Genomic DNA, 17,363 nt, shown 5'->3' on the forward strand with positions numbered 1-17,363 from the left:
TTGTGAAACCGAAGTAGCTAATTTGTAACCGTATCCGCCAACCAAGCCGCAATTAACCGGCGACGTGCTGGAAGGAATACCGAATTATTTGCAACTGGATGCACCCGGTTGGATAAGAAAACAAGGCCCCGTTGCCGTTGACGGTCAAGCATCAGGAGCGTGCCAGTATAACCAGTATGAAAAATCACCGGCAGCGTCTCATTAGAACGGTGCCAGAGGTTCCAACCAAAGCTCCGGCGTAAGTGTTGATTGGGCGTCCAATCTTGATACAAGCTTGCAATCGTGGCCTGTGATAGCACAGCTGGTACGTCGATTTGGCCGAGCATCAATTGTGAAAACCGAACAAGGTCTGTCACACTGGCAAATAAACCGGCGGAACCACAGTGTTCACCTAAGACTCTGGCCTTAGGATCATGAACGATCCCCCGTAACAACCCAGTTTTCATGGAATACGTCGTCGGAACGGTTTGCGCTAGTTGAGGTTGGAAACTCGTGTGTGCTAACCCTAATGGCTGCAAAACGCGCTCAGTGATAATTGGCTGAATGGCCGCTCCAAGAATTCGTTCAATGACTTGCCCCATGATGATCAAGCCTAAATCCGTATAAACCACCCGATGATTGCGGTTACGCTCACTGATTGGTAGCTGTTGAATCGCGGCTAATAACGCATCTGCAGACAACGCATTCCGATTTGGAATATAACCACTCAGCCCACTTGTATGGGTCATCAAATTACGAACCGTAATCGTTGTGGACTGTAAAGCCGGTAGGTAGTCATGCACGGGGCGGTCAATTTCAAGTTGCCCATTTTGCATCAACTGCATCGCCACGGTTGTTGTTCCCACGACCTTAGTAACCGAGGCTAAATCATACATCGCATCCGGCCATAATGGTTTGATCGTTGGTTTTATTTGAGCGACGCCCACTTGATTCGTGTGCCACTCAGCCCCATCAATCAAGGCATAACTCGCCCCTGGGATCACTTGATCTTGGACCATTTGGTTAATTAGTGCTGCGGTTCTACTAAAAGTTAACATTAATTTATTCATTCTCTCTTATTAGGATCATGATTCAAGTTGGGATTGACTGTGGCTAAACCGCCTTCAAGGTCAGTATCAACCAAGTAACCTGGCAAAGTGTCCACGTTTTACCCTGACAATTTCTGCGGATACGAACTGACCTGATTGCATCAACGACCTGCCCGAAGCTAGTGCTGACTTCCGAATAACCGCGGTAATGTGACCAACCAATAACTGATTAAAGCGGCCCCGCCAATGACGAGAAGCCATTGATTCGAGACAACCTGATGATTATACAGTAACGTACAGCCCACCAAAATTCCCGTGCTGACCCATTCAACTGCCTGCCAATGTCGATTACTCCACTTTATCATCTTGCCCAACTCCCTTTAATTTTAGCGTTTCTTCAGCAACTTTACATCACAATCAGCAATCTTAACCTAACCGTAACGTCCCCTTAGCCGAATAACTGTCGTTCCGATCATGCGTCTACTGATTAGACAGCATTTCTTACTATTCACAATACCACGTGCATCATGCGCACGCACATAAAAACGACTTTAGTTCCACCCGTATCACGGGTCTTACTAAAGCCGTCTTTTTATTCACACAAACAACACTGTACTTAGTCTAATTCAACTTTCTGGACCCAACCTTCAGGCGCTTCCCGATCGCCAAATTGAATTCCAGTTAATTCATCATATAATTTTTTCGTTACCGGACCAACTTCCGTTTCACTGTAGAACACGTGTAACTTGCCTTGATGTTCCAAGCCACCGATTGGTGAAATAACCGCAGCTGTCCCACAAGCCCCAGCTTCAGCAAACCGGTCTAAATCATCAATGTAGACGTCGCCTTGTTCAGTCTTCATCCCAAATTTATGTTCTGCCAAGTAGAGTAATGAATATTTCGTAACGGAAGGTAGAATTGATGGTGACTTGGGTGTCACAAAAGTGCCATCCTTAGTAATCCCGAAGAAGTTCGCTGAACCTACTTCTTCAATCTTACGATGTTCAACCGGGTCAAGATAAACACAGTCGGAGAAACCGTTGGCATGAGCTTCTTGACCTGGGAATAAGCTAGCCGCATAATTCCCACCAACTTTATAAGCCCCGGTTCCTTTATGGGCCGCACGATCATATTCGGACGTCGTAAAGTTGGTTGGCGTCATCCCGCCTTTGAAATAACTACCAACTGGCATTGCAAAGACCGTGAAGATGTATTCCTGAGCTGGATGAACACCAATGTTACCCCCAACCCCGATCATCAATGGCCGTAAGTATAAAGTCGCACCAGTTCCATACGGTGGCACGTAATCTTGATTAGCCTTAACAACCTGTTTAACAGCGTCCACAAACATGTCTGTCGGCACTTGTGGCATTAATAACCGTTCACAGCTGGTCTGCATTCGGGCTGCATTACGATCTGGCCGGAATAATTGAACACTACCATCTTTAGTGCGGTAAGCTTTTAAGCCTTCAAAGTCTTGTTGACCATAGTGTAATGCTGTTGAGCCTTCACTAATATGTAAAGTTGCATCTCCCGTTAATTCTTTTTTGTACCAAGCACCATCTTTCCAATACGCACGATAACGGTACGGAAGATTCCGATATTCAAACCCCAAGTTGTTCCAGTCTAATTGTACGTCTGCCATATGCTTCGACTTCCTTTATATGTAATTTTCCAAATTAATTAATTTGAATTTAATTAAAAGATTAATGGTTAATTAGAAGTTTGTCAAGGGCCCGTCAAACATTTCCAACGCTTTAAGATTTTTTTGGTATAATGAGTGTAAATTTAGCAAAGGACTGGTTTGTCGTGGCTAGTAATTCAGATTCAATTTATAACGTCATGTTCTATATCACCCATCACCCGACTGAAATTCAGTTTACCCAACCGGAATACACGAATGTCGTTCGGATGGGTGTCCCCGATCATATTAAGGTCGCTAACCCCGAAATTTATTTTCCTGACAACAAGCTATTAGTCAACCGATTTCAGGATGACTTTGTCGCTAAAAACGGCAACTTACTTGATTTCTTCTTCGATTACACAGAGAAAAAAGTCCCTAACTACCATGAAGTGTGGGTTTCTTCGGCCCATTTACCAGCCAAACACTTATACTTCTTAGAGTTATCATTTGAGTAATTTAACGCACGTAACCTTTACGGTCTATTTGGAATCAAATTTAAAATGGATCAATCAAAAAATCACCACCTGGATTATGTTCATCCAGGTGGTGATTTTTTGATTACTTTACAAGCGTAAAATGCAGCCGACTTAGAACTACGGGTTCGTCCCGTCATAACCTCGAATAGTGAGCTTTACTTGACTAATCAAAGTCCAGTCGCGCTCATAAAACATTACTTAGTCATAAAGATATACAAGTCAGACGTGGAGACACCAATCGTGAAGCGAACGCCCTTAGAGGTAATCGGATCGATTGTCGTCGTACTACCACTATTATCCTTGGTTTCCTTCTGGAACTGTTTCATAACCTTCTTGGCATTGGCGCCCGTTGTTGTCGTCATCAAAGCAAACGCCGTCCCAAAGTTCTTCTGGCGGGTCTTGTTCTTAAAGGCCTTGGTTGGAACAATCATCGCTGCCCCTAATACGTCACCCTTCTGAACATTTAGCCGGATCTTATAATCCTTAGTTGTTAACACGTTCGTGATGCCATCACTTGGCGTCTTCGTCGGTAACAATTGCGACTTGACCTGCTTTTTCGCCGTTGCCATTGCCGCTTCGACCTGCTTCTGAGTCGTTTGCAAACTAGCTGCTTTGGTCTTGAGCTGCGCCGCAGCAGTTTGTTGGGCTTGGAGTGTCTTAGCACCCGTGGCAGCCGCCGTACCGCCAGCCTTGATTTGGGCCTGGGCTTGCTTGACTTTGGCTTGGATCGTTGCTTGTTGCTTTTTAAGGGCTGCACCCTCAGTTTGCAACTTCTTAGCCGCCTGTTGATCAGACTTGCTGAGTTTAGAAGCAATCAAAGCCTGATTGTAAGTCGTCGCCATCTTTTGATAGCCAACTAGCTTCTTGGCGCCCTTTACGTGCACCGTCGTGGTATCCGAACCGGCCTTAATCTTCACCGTTTGGCGGGTCGTCTTGGTCGGAACTTGAATAACAAACGTATGATTACGCACCGTCGCCGTCTTCGTCTGACCACCGTCAAGCTGATAATGAACCTTTTTAACGTTGGATTTTCCTTTGACGGCCGCTACTAACCCGTTCGGCTTGTATGTGGTTTTAGTCGTTGATAAGGTTGTCTTACCACAGCCCGCTAATAAGAACGTTAGCGCACCCGCAGTAACGGCAACCATTGCTGTTTTCCGGAACAATTGACACCCCTCCTTTAGTCGAGACTAATATTGCCAGTAAATTGACTGTTATATAGATCCGCATAGAACCCATTTTGAGCCATCAACTGTTCATGCGTCCCAGTTTCAACCACTGACCCATGGTTCATCACAATAATGTTGTCCGCACCCTGAATCGTTGATAACCGGTGCGCAACCACAAAACTGGTCCGGTTCTTCAGGAGTCGTTCCATGGCATGCTGAATATGCACTTCAGTCCGCGTATCAACCGAACTCGTTGCTTCATCCAAAATCAGAATTTCTGGATTAGCCACAAACGCCCGGGCAATCGTCAATAATTGGCGTTGTCCCTGTGAAATATTTGAAGCTTCTTCGTTCAGAACCGTCTGATAACCATCTGGCAATTTGCGAACAAAGCTATCAACATGGGCCGCTTTAGCCGCAGCATAAATCTCTTCATCTGACGCATCTTCACGGCCGTACTTCAAGTTGTCAAAAATCGTCCCAGTAAAGAGCCAGGTATCTTGAAGCACCATCGCAAAGTGTGACCGCAAGTCTTCACGATCCAGGTCCCGTGTATCGGTCCCTTTCAATTTAATAGAACCACCTTTGATGTCATAAAAACGTTCCAACAAATTAATGATGGTCGTCTTACCAGCACCAGTTGGCCCAACGATGGCCACTTGTTGCCCACGTTTAACGTCCAGATTATAATCCTTCATTAACAGGTCGTTATCCGCATAACCAAATTGAACGTGTTGCAGACTAATCAAGTTATCACTATCTGGTTCGGCTGGTAAGTTGGATTTCGTCTGTTTCATTTCTTCTTCATCAAGCACTTCAAAGACCCGTTCAGCGGAAGCCACGGTCGATTGAATCGTGTTCAACAAGTTCGCCATTTGTGAAATCGGTTGTGAAAATTGTTGCGTGTATTGTAAGAACGCTTGAATGTTACCTAACGAAACGTTCCCGTTAGCCACATCAATCCCACCAATGATGGCAACAAAGACGTAGCCAATATTATTTAAGAACATCATCAGTGGCATGATAATACCTGAAATAAATTGCGCTTTCCAGGCTGATTGATAATAATTATTGTTTTGGATTTCAAAATCATCGATGGCATCTTGTTCCTTGTTAAAGCTCTTGATGACCACGTGTCCAGCATAGTTTTCTTCAACTTGGTTATTCAACAACCCCAAGCTCTTTTGCTGTGTTCCGAAGAATTTCTGTGATTTCGGCGCAATCACACCAACCACCACGACACTCAGTGGAATGGTAACGAGTGCAATCAAGGTCAGCTTCCAACTAATCGTCAGCATCATCCATAAGGTTCCAACAAAGGTGACGGTACTTGTCACCGCTTGGGTTAGGTTTTGCTGCAACGTGTTGGCAATATTATCCATATCATTGACGGCCCGACTCATAATGTCCCCATTCGAATGGGTATCATAATATGAAATCGGCACCTTTTGCATCTTACCCTTAAATGAACGCCGCAACTTATACACGGTCCGTTGGGAAATCCGCGTCATAATGTACTGTTGAATAAAGTTGAACAGTGCTGAGGCCAAGTACATGATCAAAACGATCATAATAATCTGACCGATTTTTTCAAAGTTGATTGGGTAACCGGATTGACTGATACCAGCCTTCTGTTGCGCGGCCCCCTTCATAATTCCCTTATAAAGTTCGGTCGTTGCTTTACCTAAAATCTTAGGTGTTCGAATCTGGAAAATCACGGAAGCAATGGCAAAAATCATGACCACTGCCAAACCGACCCACCGGTCTGACATGTAGCGCATCAATCGAATCGCCGTTTTCCAAAAACTCTTAGGCTTTTCAACTAGTCCAGCATGACCACCGGGGCCATGACCGCCAGCAGGACGTGCAGGCTTAGTAGAACTCGTATTCTTTTCGCTCATTACAGCTGATCCTCCTCTCGTAATTGTGACTTCATAATTTCTTGATAAACTTCATTATTAGCTTTCAATTCAGCGTGGGTCCCCTTGCCGACTAACTTACCGTTATCTAGGACCAAGATCAGATCAGCATCCGCCACCGTCGCAATCCGTTGCGCCACGATGACTACGACACTCTGTTGAATCTGTTTATCCTGGCGTAATTCAGCCCGTAATTGAGCATCAGTCTTGAAGTCCAATGCGGAGAAAGAATCATCAAATACATAAGCGGAAGCCTGTTTGACAAGTGCACGAGCAATTGCTAATCGTTGCCGTTGACCACCAGAGAAGTTACCCCCACCTTGTTCAACGTGTGCATCCAGGCCGCCTTCTTCTTTAACGAAGTCAGTTGAACGAGCAATTTCTAACGCATGCCAGATTTCATCATCGGTCGCGTGTTCGTTACCGAATTGCATATTTTCACGAACCGTCCCCGTGAATAAAGTAGCAGTTTGCGGAACAAACGAAACGGCTTGGTGTAAATCAGCTAACTTCAACTGCCGAACATCTTTCCCATCTAATTTGACCGCCCCACTCTCAATATCATAGAATCGGGGGATTAAATTAACGAGCGTGGTCTTCCCAGAACCGGTCCCACCAATAATGGCAACGGTCTGTCCAGAATGGGCTTTAAAGTCAATATCTGCCAGCGCTAATTGCTCCGCACTTTGATATCGATAGTTGACATGATCAAATTCTAAGCTGTGTTCAGTCGTCGCTGGTAACGTTGCTGCCTTGTCAGGGTCAGTAATTTTAGGTTCAATACTTAAGACTTCTTGAATCCGGGAAGCGGAAGCGGCCGCCCGTGGAATGAACGCAAATACCATGGCAAGCATCATGAAACTCATCAATACTTGCATGGCATAAGTCATAAACGCAATCATATTCCCAACTTGCATTGTTTGACTACTAATCAATTGGCCACCAAACCAGACAATTGCCACATTAGTCCCACTCATAATCAAAGTCATTACCGGGTAAGCCAAGGCCACAATCGTATTAACCTTAATCGCATTGTGCGTGTAATCTTGGTTAGCGTCTTCAAAACGGTCCTGTTCAAATTTATCTTGACGGAATGCCCGAATAACGCGTACTCCCGTTAAGCCTTCACGAAAAACAAGGTTGATGCGGTCAGTCTTAGTTTGCATCGCCCGAAACAACGGTATTGCAAATGCCATGATCAAACCAATAAAAATCAATAGTACCGGAATAGAAACCACGAAGATCCAAGTTAATTCATGACTCTTGGTATACGCTAAAAAGCTTGCACCAATCAGCATGATTGGTGCCATAATCATCATTCGTAACGCCATCATGGCCACGTTTTGAATCTGGACGACGTCATTGGTCGTTCGAGTGATTAGTGAAGACGTCTCAACTTTATCAAATTCATCATTTGAAAAATTGATGACCTTTTTATAAATATCCGACCGTAAATTCTTCCCTAATTGTTGTGATGACCGCGCCGCCAAAAAGACGTTGCCAAACGCTGCGACGACTGATAACAATGAAAAACCAATCATTTCAAATCCGATTTTCCAGATATAACTAATGTCACCAGTAGCCACCCCGTTATTCACAATATTAGATGTCAAACTAGGCAGATTTAAGGTCGCAATCACTTGCACGATCATAAATAAGACCGCACCGATTACCGCGGGATACGAAATCCGACCCTTTGCTATTTTAAGCATTTGCACGCTCCCCTTCATTCATTCATTATTACATAATAATGCAGTATCTTAATCTAACTAAAAATGGTCCTTTTGTCAACCATCTTTACAAGTCTCACGTAAAATATTGTAACGCGCTCATCGCAGTTTAGCACTCAAAAGGATTTAAGAATTTATTAAGCTCGCCTTCGTAATAACACAAAAAAAGTGCTGCGTCACTAATCGCTGACACGGCACTATGCCTAAATTTAAGCCAATACTTCTTGTATATTTTGAGGTACCTGATTTGTCACAACGGCCTCCCATGAATTCACGTTTTGTCCCTTCGTCTCAATCTTTAAATAGTGTCGTTGCTTTAGCCGGTGATCTGCGGTAAATGTCAACCAGCGTTGCTTACCTTGCGCATCGCTGGTCAGCATTCGGTAGGTATAGATATCTTCGCCCATCTGACCAGTCGAGTGGCCGATTGCCTGATTAGTCCGACCATAGACCGTTTGTACCTTAACAAATGGGTTTAAGTTATCCACCGCCATTGCCAGCTCACTCCCCTGATTCTTCGTCATCGTCGGTACAATTAACAATGTACCTACACTAATCATCATAATAATCGCCACCAACCAAACAGCCCATTTTTTATTCATAAACACTATCCCCCGAATTAATTATTTTATTAATCGTATCGGAGTAAAGTTCCTCTGGCTACCCTAACTAGGCTTTCTTAATCAGTTTAAACGATTACTAATCAAATTCGAGTTTCCTTAAACATTAAGGAAATTATTTTAACAATACTTCAATAATTATCGCGCTTTACATGCTATTCTATTAGAATAGGAAGTAGTTTTTAAATCATGGGGGGATTTATCATGCACATGCGGGGTATCAACTTTGTATTAGGTCTCGGCGTCGCGCTCGGCCTGTTAGCAGGCTGTCAGGCGGCTTCACCGGCAACTAAACAAGCCAGCAGTCAATCATCTAAGACTAGCGCTAAAAGCGTTCACAGCTCGGCTAAACACCAAGCACAAGCACGGCCTTATCAACATTGGCATACCGTCAAAGATGTTCACTTGCCTATTTTGATGTATCACAGTATTTCTAGCGGGAACCAGTTACGTGTCCCCGCCAAAGAATTTCAAACTGAAATGACTTATCTAAAGGCACACGGCTACCGAACGCTGACTGCCAATGAAGCCGTATACGCGCTCAAACATCGGCGAATTCCACAAAAGAAGATTGTCTGGATCACACTCGACGATAGCTATAAAGATAACATGACAGCAGCTTGGCCAATTTTGAAACAGACGCACCAACACGCCACCATTAATTTTATTACCGGCTTTACCCATAAGAAAAACCACTTAACTTTAGCTGATGCTAAGCGGATGCAAGCATCCGGTAATATTGATTTTCAAAGTCACACCGTTCGCCATCTGGATTTAAATAATTTAACTTACCAGGTTCAACTTACGGAATTATCAAGTTCCAAAAAATGGCTCGATCATAATTTACAACAGAACACACAAGTTATTTGTTACCCAGCCGGCCGTGCTAATCAGCAGACCATTAAAGCCGATAAACAGGCTGGCTATCAGTATGCCCTATCAACGGCACCTGGCATCGCCACCAGCACACAGAACCCATACAATCTCACTCGACAACGGGTCGTACCTGGAATGTCGCTAACGGCCTTTCAGACACTATTAACGAGTAATAATTAATCATAGGACCCTTACTTGTGACACGATCCCAAAACCCTTTTTTATGAGCGCTTAACAGTGCTGTTGTGATCACAACAGCCAAAACGCAAAATTGGGGTTTTAATTTGATACCAATTAGCAAAAGAGAAGCGTCATAATGGTGATATACCAGCATTATGACGCTTCTCTTTTGCTAATTGGTATCAAATTAAAACCCCAAATTTGCGTGTGTGCTGTTGTGATCACAACAGCACACACGCAAATTTGGGGTTTAAATTTGATACCAATTAGCAAAAGAGAAGCGTCATAATGCTTATATACCAGAATTATGACGCTTCTCTTTTTATCTACCGACGTCGACTTATCACCCGCACGGGGATCGAACCCGTAACTCCGCCTTGAGAGGGCGACGTCTTAACCAATTTGACCAGCGGGCACAAATTCATTTATTATCTTACCGAATGATAAGCGGCTTGTCAAATATAATTAAGATTTTTGCCACCTAAAAATCATCACAACAACTAAACCAACAAATAAGAGCAAACAGTAGACCACACTACACCAAAAAACGAAAGTCAATAATTGCGGTAACAAAAAGCTGCGCATAACTGCTAATCCGATGGCCGTGACCGCCCATACGATCAATTGTTGTCGCAGATGATCGAATAAATGATCTAATTCTGACTTCGACATACACTCACCTTCCATTTAACTAGTTTAGCCACCAACTGATACGATATTCAAGCAAAAATGCAAAAAATAGACACAAAGTTTCAGCAAAGCCTTGACAGTATTTGCTGGAAAAGTTACTATTAAATAGTTGTTATTGGGTATTCGCCAAATTGGTAAGGCAGCGGACTCTGAATCCGTAATTTACTGGTTCGAGCCCAGTATACCCAATATTCGTTATCAGCTGTTATCATTGGTTGTCAAAAACACCGTGATTACAGCTTTTTTATTACTCTAGTTTGTCATTGGTTGTCATATCTTTTCACTAAAAGTCAGCCAAAAGGACAGCCAAAAATATAACAAAAAAAGCCACTGTTTCCAGTGACTTAATACTTGCGCGGGGCAGTGACTGTTAGCCAACTTTGGTTAGCAGTTTTTTTCGTTAGGCCATTAGTCTAACGCTTATTATCAAGGCAATGACTGCAATAGTAATGTGTATCACAAAAATAACCTTTCTTATAGTTTTAGGTTCATGATACTCAAACGGCCACTGAATAAAGTCAAATACTGACAGAATCATAAAGTTAAATGCTAATAAATTTAGCCCATAAACAGTCACCGGCATAGACAAGCTGAAAGCCATGCGGCCATATTGTAATATGCTACACGTTATCAAATATGCCGGAACAATCAACAATGTAATATTTACAGTAACTTCGAAAAACCATTTTTTAATGAAATAACTCATTTACAAGGACACTCCAGTAAATATTTAACTGCACATTATTAATTATACAGTAAAATTGTTGAAGTTTGGCTATAGTAGCATTCAAACCGTTAGATCACTGTAAAATTTTGCAAAAGCGTGTAATGCTTCATTCTTCATATAATTAAACTTGCTGACACTAACCGATAATTGGCCACAAGCTTCACTGCGGCTGAAACGTTTCTCAATAATGTAATCATGTAAGATAAATTGATATCGCGGATCATCAATTGTATTGAGGGCGTCTTCGACTTCTTTTAATTGGTAAGATAAGTCAACATGGTTTATCAGGCGGCTTTCAGTGCCGTTTCGGCTACTATGACTGGATACTCCATCGAATGAGGGACTAGAAACTTGGTTATAAGCCGTCAAATCACGTTTTAGTTTGGCATATTGCTTTAATAAATTGCGAATTTTCTTAACATCTTGGCGCATTGGAATCACACTTTCTAATTCCAGATATATGTATAAAAAAGAGGCTCGGGGGAGAGCCTCTCACTATAGGATATGATAATCGCCGTTTTTATAGGAAAGTAATATTAGGGCAATTACAACATTAACTCTAGTATCAATCATTTCATATGTCAAGCCTAAGCTTCAATTTTTCCACGCAGTTGTTGAATCATACTAACAACTTGATACGGTGTTTTTGTCATATCAGTTACTCTGTTTTGATACCAGAATTGCGTCAACAAGGACACGGCAAAATCGTACTGTTTGTAGACAGTCAGATCTTCATTCTTGCTAACAGCCGTCTGCACGTAGTCCTTGGCGGCGTCTAAATAGCTTTGGATCATTGGGTCATCTTCGGTTACGTCAATTCTTAGGCTTAGTTTAATATCATCAACGGTTACAGCCATGTAATCACTCCTTTTTAGGGGGTGGCGAATCGCCACCCCCGTTGGTTTTAATTTATGTATAGGGGGTACCAAATCGTTACCCCCTTGTATAACCGTGCCCAAAAGTGGGTACGTACCACGGTGGCTCCCCCTTGTATAGGGAGTGGCGACCGTTTTTTTACTTTGCGTTAATCGTCGCCGAATTGGCTGTTGTCTTTGTTGAGTTGACCACCGGTTTACTTACTCGCCGCAGTTGCAGTTCCTAACGCCACGTTGATTACAGCAGACTTATCAATCACTTCATAATCGTTCCGCACGATCACTGATAATCCTTGGCTGAACTGGTCGAACTTGTCCCATTGGGCGGTTACTTGGTTACGCCGGAAAACAGCCACGGCTTGTGATAAGTCCCCCACAATCATTGGGAACGTCCCGTCAGCGTTGTTGGCCATTAACTTGTCACTAATCATGACGACTGGCGCCCCTAACAAGGTGAAGCCACTTGGTGCCGTTGGGTTTGGTTGTAATAGGTAACGTCCCTCGGAATCTTTCAAGGTATCAAGGTAGTTGAAACCGGACTGGTTCACTAACCACATTTTGCTCAAAGCGGGATCTAACGTCACATTGAAAATCTTTTTAAGATCATCAATATTGGTAGCCGTTGCTTTTGCGAAACTGGTTCCCGTTAACAGGCCCATAATTTGCGTATTGTCCGTGTTATCAACCAATTGTTGTAATTGTGTTTTAACTTCGCTGACAATATCTACTTCGGCGTCTTCTACTACTTCGTTAGATAAGGCAATCTTACCCGCCCGGGTCTTCGCATCAAACGGCACTTCCGTAAACATGTTCGCGTCAACATCGGCAATGTCCGCTAGTTCGTCCTTGGTGGCCAGTACCGCAGATTGTTGACTAGTGGCAATTGGATAAGTCCCGGAACCACTAGAAACCTGTTTAACTGTTGCATATTGGGCGAGGTTGTAATTGGATTGCTTTAATTGGAAAATGGGGGTAATCAGTTTCTTAGGAATAACCGCACTGGCACCGTCAGTCTTTAAACCGTCCCGCGTTTCCCCGTGTGTCCGCACATATTGTTCAAAGGCGGGAATACCGGTTTTGTTTTCATTGCTGTTAGGATCAATAATTGTTTGTTTTGCCATATTGTCAGGCTCCTTTTCTTGGTTAATAAATTTTTCATAGCTACGGGTATCAACTTGCACATTGGTATCGTCATAAGCGGGAACAGCTACCACCGACACGTCGAACAAACTCTTAACTTGATTAATGGTGCGCGTGATATTACCGCCATCATCTTTAGTCCATTCGTCGGTGTCGTCGTCACTATCAAAGCCAAATGAGCAGGAATCAACGTTCCCACTTTGAACTTCTTCGTATACATCATTAGCAAACGACGTATTCGGCAACTGTGCGGTGAAATGTAGCCCCTTGTCGTCCGTTTCTAGCGTTAATGTGCCCGCCTTGGCACTGGCTAACACTTGGGTATAGTCGTGGTTATTAAGCATAAGAACGTTTGATAAATCGACACCATCAAGGGCCTTAGGGGTAACAACCTCAGTGAAGCCACCTAAGTCTTTACTTGGTGAGTTCCATACAATTGCATAACCACTAATTGTTTTACCCTTGCTTGTTTGGGAACCTTTAGGTTGCGGGTCTGCTGAATTTTCAGCTGGCCCGTCTTCGGGTGTTTCTGACTGCGGCGTTTGTGCTCGCAATTCGGCGTCAATCGTTAACCGTCGGTCTTGTTTCATGAATTAGTCACTCCATTCTTTTGTAAGTTTAAGAAAATATTGCCATCGTCAGTTGGTGGCAAGCCAATCTTGGCCCGAGCTTCGTTACGGCTCATAACGCCGCCAGTGAAACCAGCCACCGCTTGGGCTTGCTGAGTTTGTGGGTCAAGGCTCAATAACTTGTCCGTGTTAAACGTAAAGTCATGACCAAACTTGAACGATAGCTCGCTGGTAAAACTATCAAAGTAATGTTGCAACGTCCCTTGTAGATACTGCACACCACTTTGCTCTTGGTTAGAATGATCGTTCTCAACCCCTAAGCGCTCCGGTGGTAAGCCAAAGGCTTTAGCAATTTGTCGGGTCGTCCAGTCATTAGAATTGACCAGCTTTAATACATCGGTATTTAAGGATAAGTTGCTAATATCCATCGTATCGTCAGTCACAATTGTGTTGACCGCATTGTCACCCGTATTGGCTTCATCAAACTGTTTACGAATATTATCCTTAGCTTCCGGCCCTAAATCAGATTGATGAACTTTAATAATTGTAGTGCCATGTACGCCAGCAGTAAAAAAGCCGGTTAGCAATTTATTGCCGGCCGACTGAATCTGACGCTCATCTTTAAGGGCGTACAGTGGACTAATTCCCGATACACCGTCTTTGGTGAAATATTTAAAATGTAAAATGTTGTTAGGCGCGATCTGACGACTGTTACCGCCAGTCGGGGTATAGGTGTAGGTCAACGCCCCACTGACGTCATCTTGTTCAACTGTCAATTGGTTGTTGGAAATCAATTTCAATGTATGATTAGGTAAAATCTCGGCAAAACTATTGCCATTGAGTAACAGGTTAGCCGCCAACGCATATTTGAAATGGTACCCGTCCATCTGACTATTGGGGTTCTGATTAATCATCGTGTTAAAGATTGCCGTATCACACATAATTGGATTGCTGGCAATATCGCTCGCAATAATATTAATCGCCGCGTAAATGTCACTATTACGCAACACCGCCGCACTCACAAACGTATACGGGTCGTTGCTTGATAAACTAACCAAGGCGTCGGCCACCGGATCATGCGTGCCGCTGGTGGTATTGCTTTTAACGAAAAAACTCATTTAATCACCTCTTTGCTTTTCATAATTAATTAGCAAGGCCAGCAGAATCATGGCTATACCAGCCAATATCAATCCCGCTTGCCAGCTGATCCAGCAACCAAAGCCAATCACTAAGCATATTAAGCCAAGCACCAACAAGATCGTTTGTACATAATCAGAACAGATCTGCCGCAGTCGCTGTTTTGTAGTAATCTTCCGCATGCTGTTGATCCTCACTTTCTTGGTAATAGTCCATACCAGCTACAAACGCGTTAATCAACGCCGCAATCGGGTCAATCCGGTTACTATTGCGGGCTTTATCCAGTTGCCAACCATTGTTTAGCACTTTCAAGATGGCGTTATTGACCGCATAAGCGAGAATCTTATTGCCGTTATGTTTAATCTTGTCATCGTAAAGCTGATCACGGAAATTACGAGTTGGAATATTCAAAGTCTTGGTGCCTTGTCGCACTTCAAACAGTGGGTAGCTTAATTTCTCGAATTTTGTAATTAACGTTTGCGCGTTATACGGGTCATAAGCGATTGCTTTCACTTTCCAGTTGTATTTCCCGACCAGTTTTTGTACAAAATCAAATAGATTGTCATAATCAATAATGCCACTATCTAATCGGGTAATACTACACTCACCCGCCCGCTCCATTGACCGGTAATCAATCCCATCACGTTTAATCTTAGAATCAAGTCCGTATTTAGTACCCACAAACGAATGACTGTCACAATAAAACTGACCGTTACCAATTGGAACAAGCCAACTAACCGCGGTTAAGTCATTACTTTTTGATAAATCAATGCCAATATAGGCGTCACGATTATGTAAGTCGGGCACCTTTGCCAATTTACCAGCGGCCCAATCGTCTGCTGAAATATAACTGTCCTCGCTGGCTTGCAACCACATGTTGAAGTTCTTAACCAGTATTGGAATGAGATTATTTTGTTTAATGGCAAGGTCAACGTCGGCCTGAATCTTTTCCGTCATGCGTTGTTTAACGTGTGGTTCACTGAATAACGGGTTGGCCTTAATCCAATTGGTTTGATCGTAAACTTCTTCGCGGTCGTCAAGTTCCCATATTGCCACAAAATAACGGTCAGCTTCGGTTTTCCCCTTTAAAACGTCCGTCAGCATGTCATATTCGGCGTGCATTGGAACGTTAAGGTTAAGGCCCGAGGTGGAAATCACCGCCAGCAGGGAGTTATCTTCTTGTGCTTGACCAGACTTTAAAACGTTGTACACTTTGCGGTCTTTAGCTTCGTGCCATTCATCTAAAATAACGGTCGTCCCGGCATAACCATCAAGCGTACTGGTATCACTGGCAAGGGCCAAGGCTTGCGAATCAGTTTCTAAGTCAGTAATGGCTTGCTTTTGTACCTTAATCCGTTGCCGCATATACTTCGATTGCTTGCGGACTTGCCGTAGCCCACTTGAAAGCATGTCGTAGCCCAATTTAGCTTGTTTAAGGGCGTTGCTGACGAATAATACTTGTCGGTTGCGGGCGGGCTGACGTTCTCTTAAAAGACCATTGGCGGCCATGCCAGAAGCTAGATAGGTTTTACCATTTTTTCTAGCCATACTAATAAACGCACGATCATAACGGCGGTTACCAGTAGTTTTTTCACGCCAGCCATACAGTTCACTAATAATCCATTTTTGAAATGGTTGCATGGTGAGTTGGCTACCGTCAGTCTTAGGCATTAATTCGATAAATTTAACCGCCTGTGCCGCTTTGTCTTCGTCGTAGTAGAACGGGAAGCTGTCGTCCTTAGAACGGCTTAGATCGCGCTTAAATCGCTCACACGCCCATTTGATTTTTTGACCAGCCAATACTTGACCCGATAACACTTGGTCAACATATTCAATCATGACAACATCGCCTCAAAAGAATCTTCGGGTGTTTCATCTTTTTGTTTGTTTAATTCCATGCGTGCCCGGCTAGATAACGACATGCCTAAATCATTGGCTAAGGCTTTTAAATCTTTCATCGCTTGTGACTGCAAGGCCACGTAAGGGTTCGGCTTACGTACACCAGTCTCTTGATTAGTTTGTACCAGTCCGTTCTTACGAATATCATTCTCGCAAGTCTGTACCGTTGCATAAGCGCGGCAATAACTGGCTAACATAGCCCGATCAAGTTCACTAATTGGAGTATTGGCCTTTAAATAAGGCGCTACCCGTTGCCATTCAGTCAAGGCACGATCATGTAACCAATCTGGCGGGGTTAAATCAAGCACCGGATAATCAAATAACGCTTTTTCAGCGTCCTTGCGTTGATCACGCTCATCATTGGTTAAATGTTTCTTCATACTAGCTAAGGCTTTTACTTTTTGGCTCATTTGGAGCACTCCTTTCGCTTAAATTTACGTACCAAAAAGCCCCCACGAGTTATACTCATAGCGGCTGATTGATACATATATCCAGAATCCGTTTATTATACCTATATTATCGCACATATTTCTAAAAAGTGCAATTAATAACATGTATATATTTACACGTTACCCCCTGACTAGCTATTTGTTTAAATTTCGCATTATTAGTAGGGATATTTCACAATCCAGCAAAATCAGCAA

16 protein-coding genes and 2 tRNA genes are annotated in these 17,363 nt (G+C 43.3%); 3 read left to right on the plus strand and 15 right to left on the minus strand.

What is annotated here, in order from left to right; genetic code table 11:
- Window positions 1-17: 17 nt before the first annotated feature.
- The 3 genes from ACOV1R_RS00375 to ACOV1R_RS00385 all read right to left on the minus strand — a co-directional run bounded on the left by ACOV1R_RS00375 (window position 18) and on the right by ACOV1R_RS00385 (window position 2,673).
- Window positions 18-1,037: a serine hydrolase domain-containing protein gene (locus tag ACOV1R_RS00375; protein WP_021356211.1), complete on the minus strand. Its 1,020-nt coding sequence runs from the start codon at window positions 1,035-1,037 to the stop codon at window positions 18-20.
- A 170-nt stretch (window positions 1,038-1,207) separates the two neighbouring features.
- A complete protein-coding gene (locus ACOV1R_RS00380; RefSeq protein WP_011101727.1) occupies window positions 1,208-1,393 on the minus strand; it encodes a hypothetical protein in 186 nt (61 codons plus the stop codon).
- Between the two features lie 251 nt (window positions 1,394-1,644).
- Window positions 1,645-2,673 carry a branched-chain amino acid aminotransferase gene (locus ACOV1R_RS00385; RefSeq protein ID WP_003641425.1) on the minus strand — a complete coding sequence of 343 codons (1,029 nt, stop codon included), beginning with the start codon at window positions 2,671-2,673 and terminating at the stop codon, window positions 1,645-1,647.
- A 131-nt stretch (window positions 2,674-2,804) separates the two neighbouring features.
- Between ACOV1R_RS00385 and ACOV1R_RS00390 the strand changes: the two genes are divergently transcribed.
- Window positions 2,805-3,167 (plus strand): hypothetical protein, encoded by a 363-nt coding sequence (locus tag ACOV1R_RS00390; RefSeq protein ID WP_003641424.1) that lies wholly within the window; start codon window positions 2,805-2,807, stop codon window positions 3,165-3,167.
- Between the two features lie 215 nt (window positions 3,168-3,382).
- Here ACOV1R_RS00390 and ACOV1R_RS00395 read toward each other — a convergent pair whose 3' ends face one another.
- The 4 genes from ACOV1R_RS00395 to ACOV1R_RS00410 form a co-directional block, all read right to left on the minus strand.
- Window positions 3,383-4,354, minus strand: a complete 972-nt coding sequence (locus ACOV1R_RS00395; protein ID WP_021356948.1) for a hypothetical protein — start codon at window positions 4,352-4,354, stop codon at window positions 3,383-3,385.
- Between the two features lie 14 nt (window positions 4,355-4,368).
- Window positions 4,369-6,258 (minus strand): ABC transporter ATP-binding protein, encoded by a 1,890-nt coding sequence (locus tag ACOV1R_RS00400; RefSeq protein ID WP_003641422.1) that lies wholly within the window; start codon window positions 6,256-6,258, stop codon window positions 4,369-4,371.
- Window positions 6,258-7,988, minus strand: a complete 1,731-nt coding sequence (locus ACOV1R_RS00405) for an ABC transporter ATP-binding protein (protein WP_054519027.1) — start codon at window positions 7,986-7,988, stop codon at window positions 6,258-6,260. Before ACOV1R_RS00405 ends, ACOV1R_RS00400 begins: the two co-directional genes overlap by 1 nt.
- A gap of 227 nt (window positions 7,989-8,215) precedes the next feature.
- Window positions 8,216-8,608, minus strand: coding sequence for a YxeA family protein (locus ACOV1R_RS00410; protein WP_011101730.1), 393 nt, complete (start codon window positions 8,606-8,608; stop codon window positions 8,216-8,218).
- 222 nt (window positions 8,609-8,830) lie between these two features.
- Between ACOV1R_RS00410 and ACOV1R_RS00415 the strand changes: the two genes are divergently transcribed.
- Window positions 8,831-9,682, plus strand: coding sequence for a polysaccharide deacetylase family protein (locus ACOV1R_RS00415; protein ID WP_003644667.1), 852 nt, complete (start codon window positions 8,831-8,833; stop codon window positions 9,680-9,682).
- Window positions 9,683-10,025: 343 nt separating this feature from the next.
- Here ACOV1R_RS00415 and ACOV1R_RS00420 read toward each other — a convergent pair.
- Window positions 10,026-10,098: transfer RNA gene (locus ACOV1R_RS00420), tRNA-Glu, on the minus strand.
- A 49-nt stretch (window positions 10,099-10,147) separates the two neighbouring features.
- Window positions 10,148-10,354, minus strand: a complete 207-nt coding sequence (locus ACOV1R_RS00425) for a hypothetical protein (RefSeq protein ID WP_217203157.1) — start codon at window positions 10,352-10,354, stop codon at window positions 10,148-10,150.
- Between the two features lie 134 nt (window positions 10,355-10,488).
- On the opposite strand from ACOV1R_RS00425, the gene ACOV1R_RS00430 reads away from it, so the two are divergent.
- Window positions 10,489-10,561, plus strand: a tRNA-Gln gene (locus tag ACOV1R_RS00430).
- Between the two features lie 598 nt (window positions 10,562-11,159).
- On the opposite strand, the gene ACOV1R_RS00435 is transcribed toward ACOV1R_RS00430, so the two are convergent.
- The 6 genes from ACOV1R_RS00435 to ACOV1R_RS00460 all read right to left on the minus strand — a co-directional run bounded on the left by ACOV1R_RS00435 (window position 11,160) and on the right by ACOV1R_RS00460 (window position 17,129).
- Window positions 11,160-11,531 (minus strand): hypothetical protein, encoded by a 372-nt coding sequence (locus ACOV1R_RS00435; protein ID WP_071542607.1) that lies wholly within the window; start codon window positions 11,529-11,531, stop codon window positions 11,160-11,162.
- A 155-nt stretch (window positions 11,532-11,686) separates the two neighbouring features.
- Window positions 11,687-11,956 (minus strand): head-tail connector protein, encoded by a 270-nt coding sequence (locus tag ACOV1R_RS00440; protein WP_021356366.1) that lies wholly within the window; start codon window positions 11,954-11,956, stop codon window positions 11,687-11,689.
- A 215-nt stretch (window positions 11,957-12,171) separates the two neighbouring features.
- Window positions 12,172-13,704, minus strand: a complete 1,533-nt coding sequence (locus tag ACOV1R_RS00445) for a phage major capsid protein (protein WP_128484979.1) — start codon at window positions 13,702-13,704, stop codon at window positions 12,172-12,174.
- The gene (locus ACOV1R_RS00450; protein ID WP_097558099.1) at window positions 13,701-14,801 is read right to left on the minus strand and encodes a phage portal protein; all 1,101 of its coding nucleotides are present in this window, start codon (window positions 14,799-14,801) and stop codon (window positions 13,701-13,703) included. The genes ACOV1R_RS00445 and ACOV1R_RS00450 overlap by 4 nt, the downstream gene beginning before the upstream one ends.
- A gap of 154 nt (window positions 14,802-14,955) precedes the next feature.
- Window positions 14,956-16,659: a terminase large subunit gene (locus tag ACOV1R_RS00455; protein WP_097558097.1), complete on the minus strand. Its 1,704-nt coding sequence runs from the start codon at window positions 16,657-16,659 to the stop codon at window positions 14,956-14,958.
- Window positions 16,656-17,129 carry a phage terminase small subunit P27 family gene (locus ACOV1R_RS00460; protein ID WP_097558096.1) on the minus strand — a complete coding sequence of 158 codons (474 nt, stop codon included), beginning with the start codon at window positions 17,127-17,129 and terminating at the stop codon, window positions 16,656-16,658. The genes ACOV1R_RS00455 and ACOV1R_RS00460 overlap by 4 nt, the downstream gene beginning before the upstream one ends.
- Between the last annotated feature and the right edge of the window lie 234 nt (window positions 17,130-17,363).

This window comes from Lactiplantibacillus sp. YT640 (assembly GCF_049745435.1).
In the GTDB taxonomy this organism is placed as follows: Bacteria; Bacillota; Bacilli; order Lactobacillales; family Lactobacillaceae; genus Lactiplantibacillus; species Lactiplantibacillus plantarum.

Bases quoted from the DNA above. Each gene is read 5' to 3' on its own strand.
- ACOV1R_RS00410 (WP_011101730.1), bottom strand. From the start codon at position 8,608: ATGAATAAAAAATGGGCTGTTTGGTTGGTGGCGATTATTATGATGATT.
- ACOV1R_RS00445 (WP_128484979.1), bottom strand. From the start codon at position 13,704: ATGAAACAAGACCGACGGTTAACGATTGACGCCGAATTGCGAGCACAA.
- ACOV1R_RS00435 (WP_071542607.1), bottom strand. From the start codon at position 11,531: ATGCGCCAAGATGTTAAGAAAATTCGCAATTTATTAAAGCAATATGCC.
- ACOV1R_RS00375 (WP_021356211.1), bottom strand. From the start codon at position 1,037: ATGTTAACTTTTAGTAGAACCGCAGCACTAATTAACCAAATGGTCCAA.
- ACOV1R_RS00385 (WP_003641425.1), bottom strand. From the start codon at position 2,673: ATGGCAGACGTACAATTAGACTGGAACAACTTGGGGTTTGAATATCGG.
- ACOV1R_RS00380 (WP_011101727.1), bottom strand. From the start codon at position 1,393: ATGATAAAGTGGAGTAATCGACATTGGCAGGCAGTTGAATGGGTCAGC.
- ACOV1R_RS00415 (WP_003644667.1), top strand. From the start codon at position 8,831: ATGCACATGCGGGGTATCAACTTTGTATTAGGTCTCGGCGTCGCGCTC.
- ACOV1R_RS00455 (WP_097558097.1), bottom strand. From the start codon at position 16,659: ATGATTGAATATGTTGACCAAGTGTTATCGGGTCAAGTATTGGCTGGT.
- ACOV1R_RS00405 (WP_054519027.1), bottom strand. From the start codon at position 7,988: ATGCTTAAAATAGCAAAGGGTCGGATTTCGTATCCCGCGGTAATCGGT.
- ACOV1R_RS00440 (WP_021356366.1), bottom strand. From the start codon at position 11,956: ATGGCTGTAACCGTTGATGATATTAAACTAAGCCTAAGAATTGACGTA.
- ACOV1R_RS00450 (WP_097558099.1), bottom strand. From the start codon at position 14,801: ATGAGTTTTTTCGTTAAAAGCAATACCACCAGCGGCACGCATGATCCG.
- ACOV1R_RS00425 (WP_217203157.1), bottom strand. From the start codon at position 10,354: ATGTCGAAGTCAGAATTAGATCATTTATTCGATCATCTGCGACAACAA.
- ACOV1R_RS00390 (WP_003641424.1), top strand. From the start codon at position 2,805: ATGAGTGTAAATTTAGCAAAGGACTGGTTTGTCGTGGCTAGTAATTCA.
- ACOV1R_RS00460 (WP_097558096.1), bottom strand. From the start codon at position 17,129: ATGAGCCAAAAAGTAAAAGCCTTAGCTAGTATGAAGAAACATTTAACC.
- ACOV1R_RS00400 (WP_003641422.1), bottom strand. From the start codon at position 6,258: ATGAGCGAAAAGAATACGAGTTCTACTAAGCCTGCACGTCCTGCTGGC.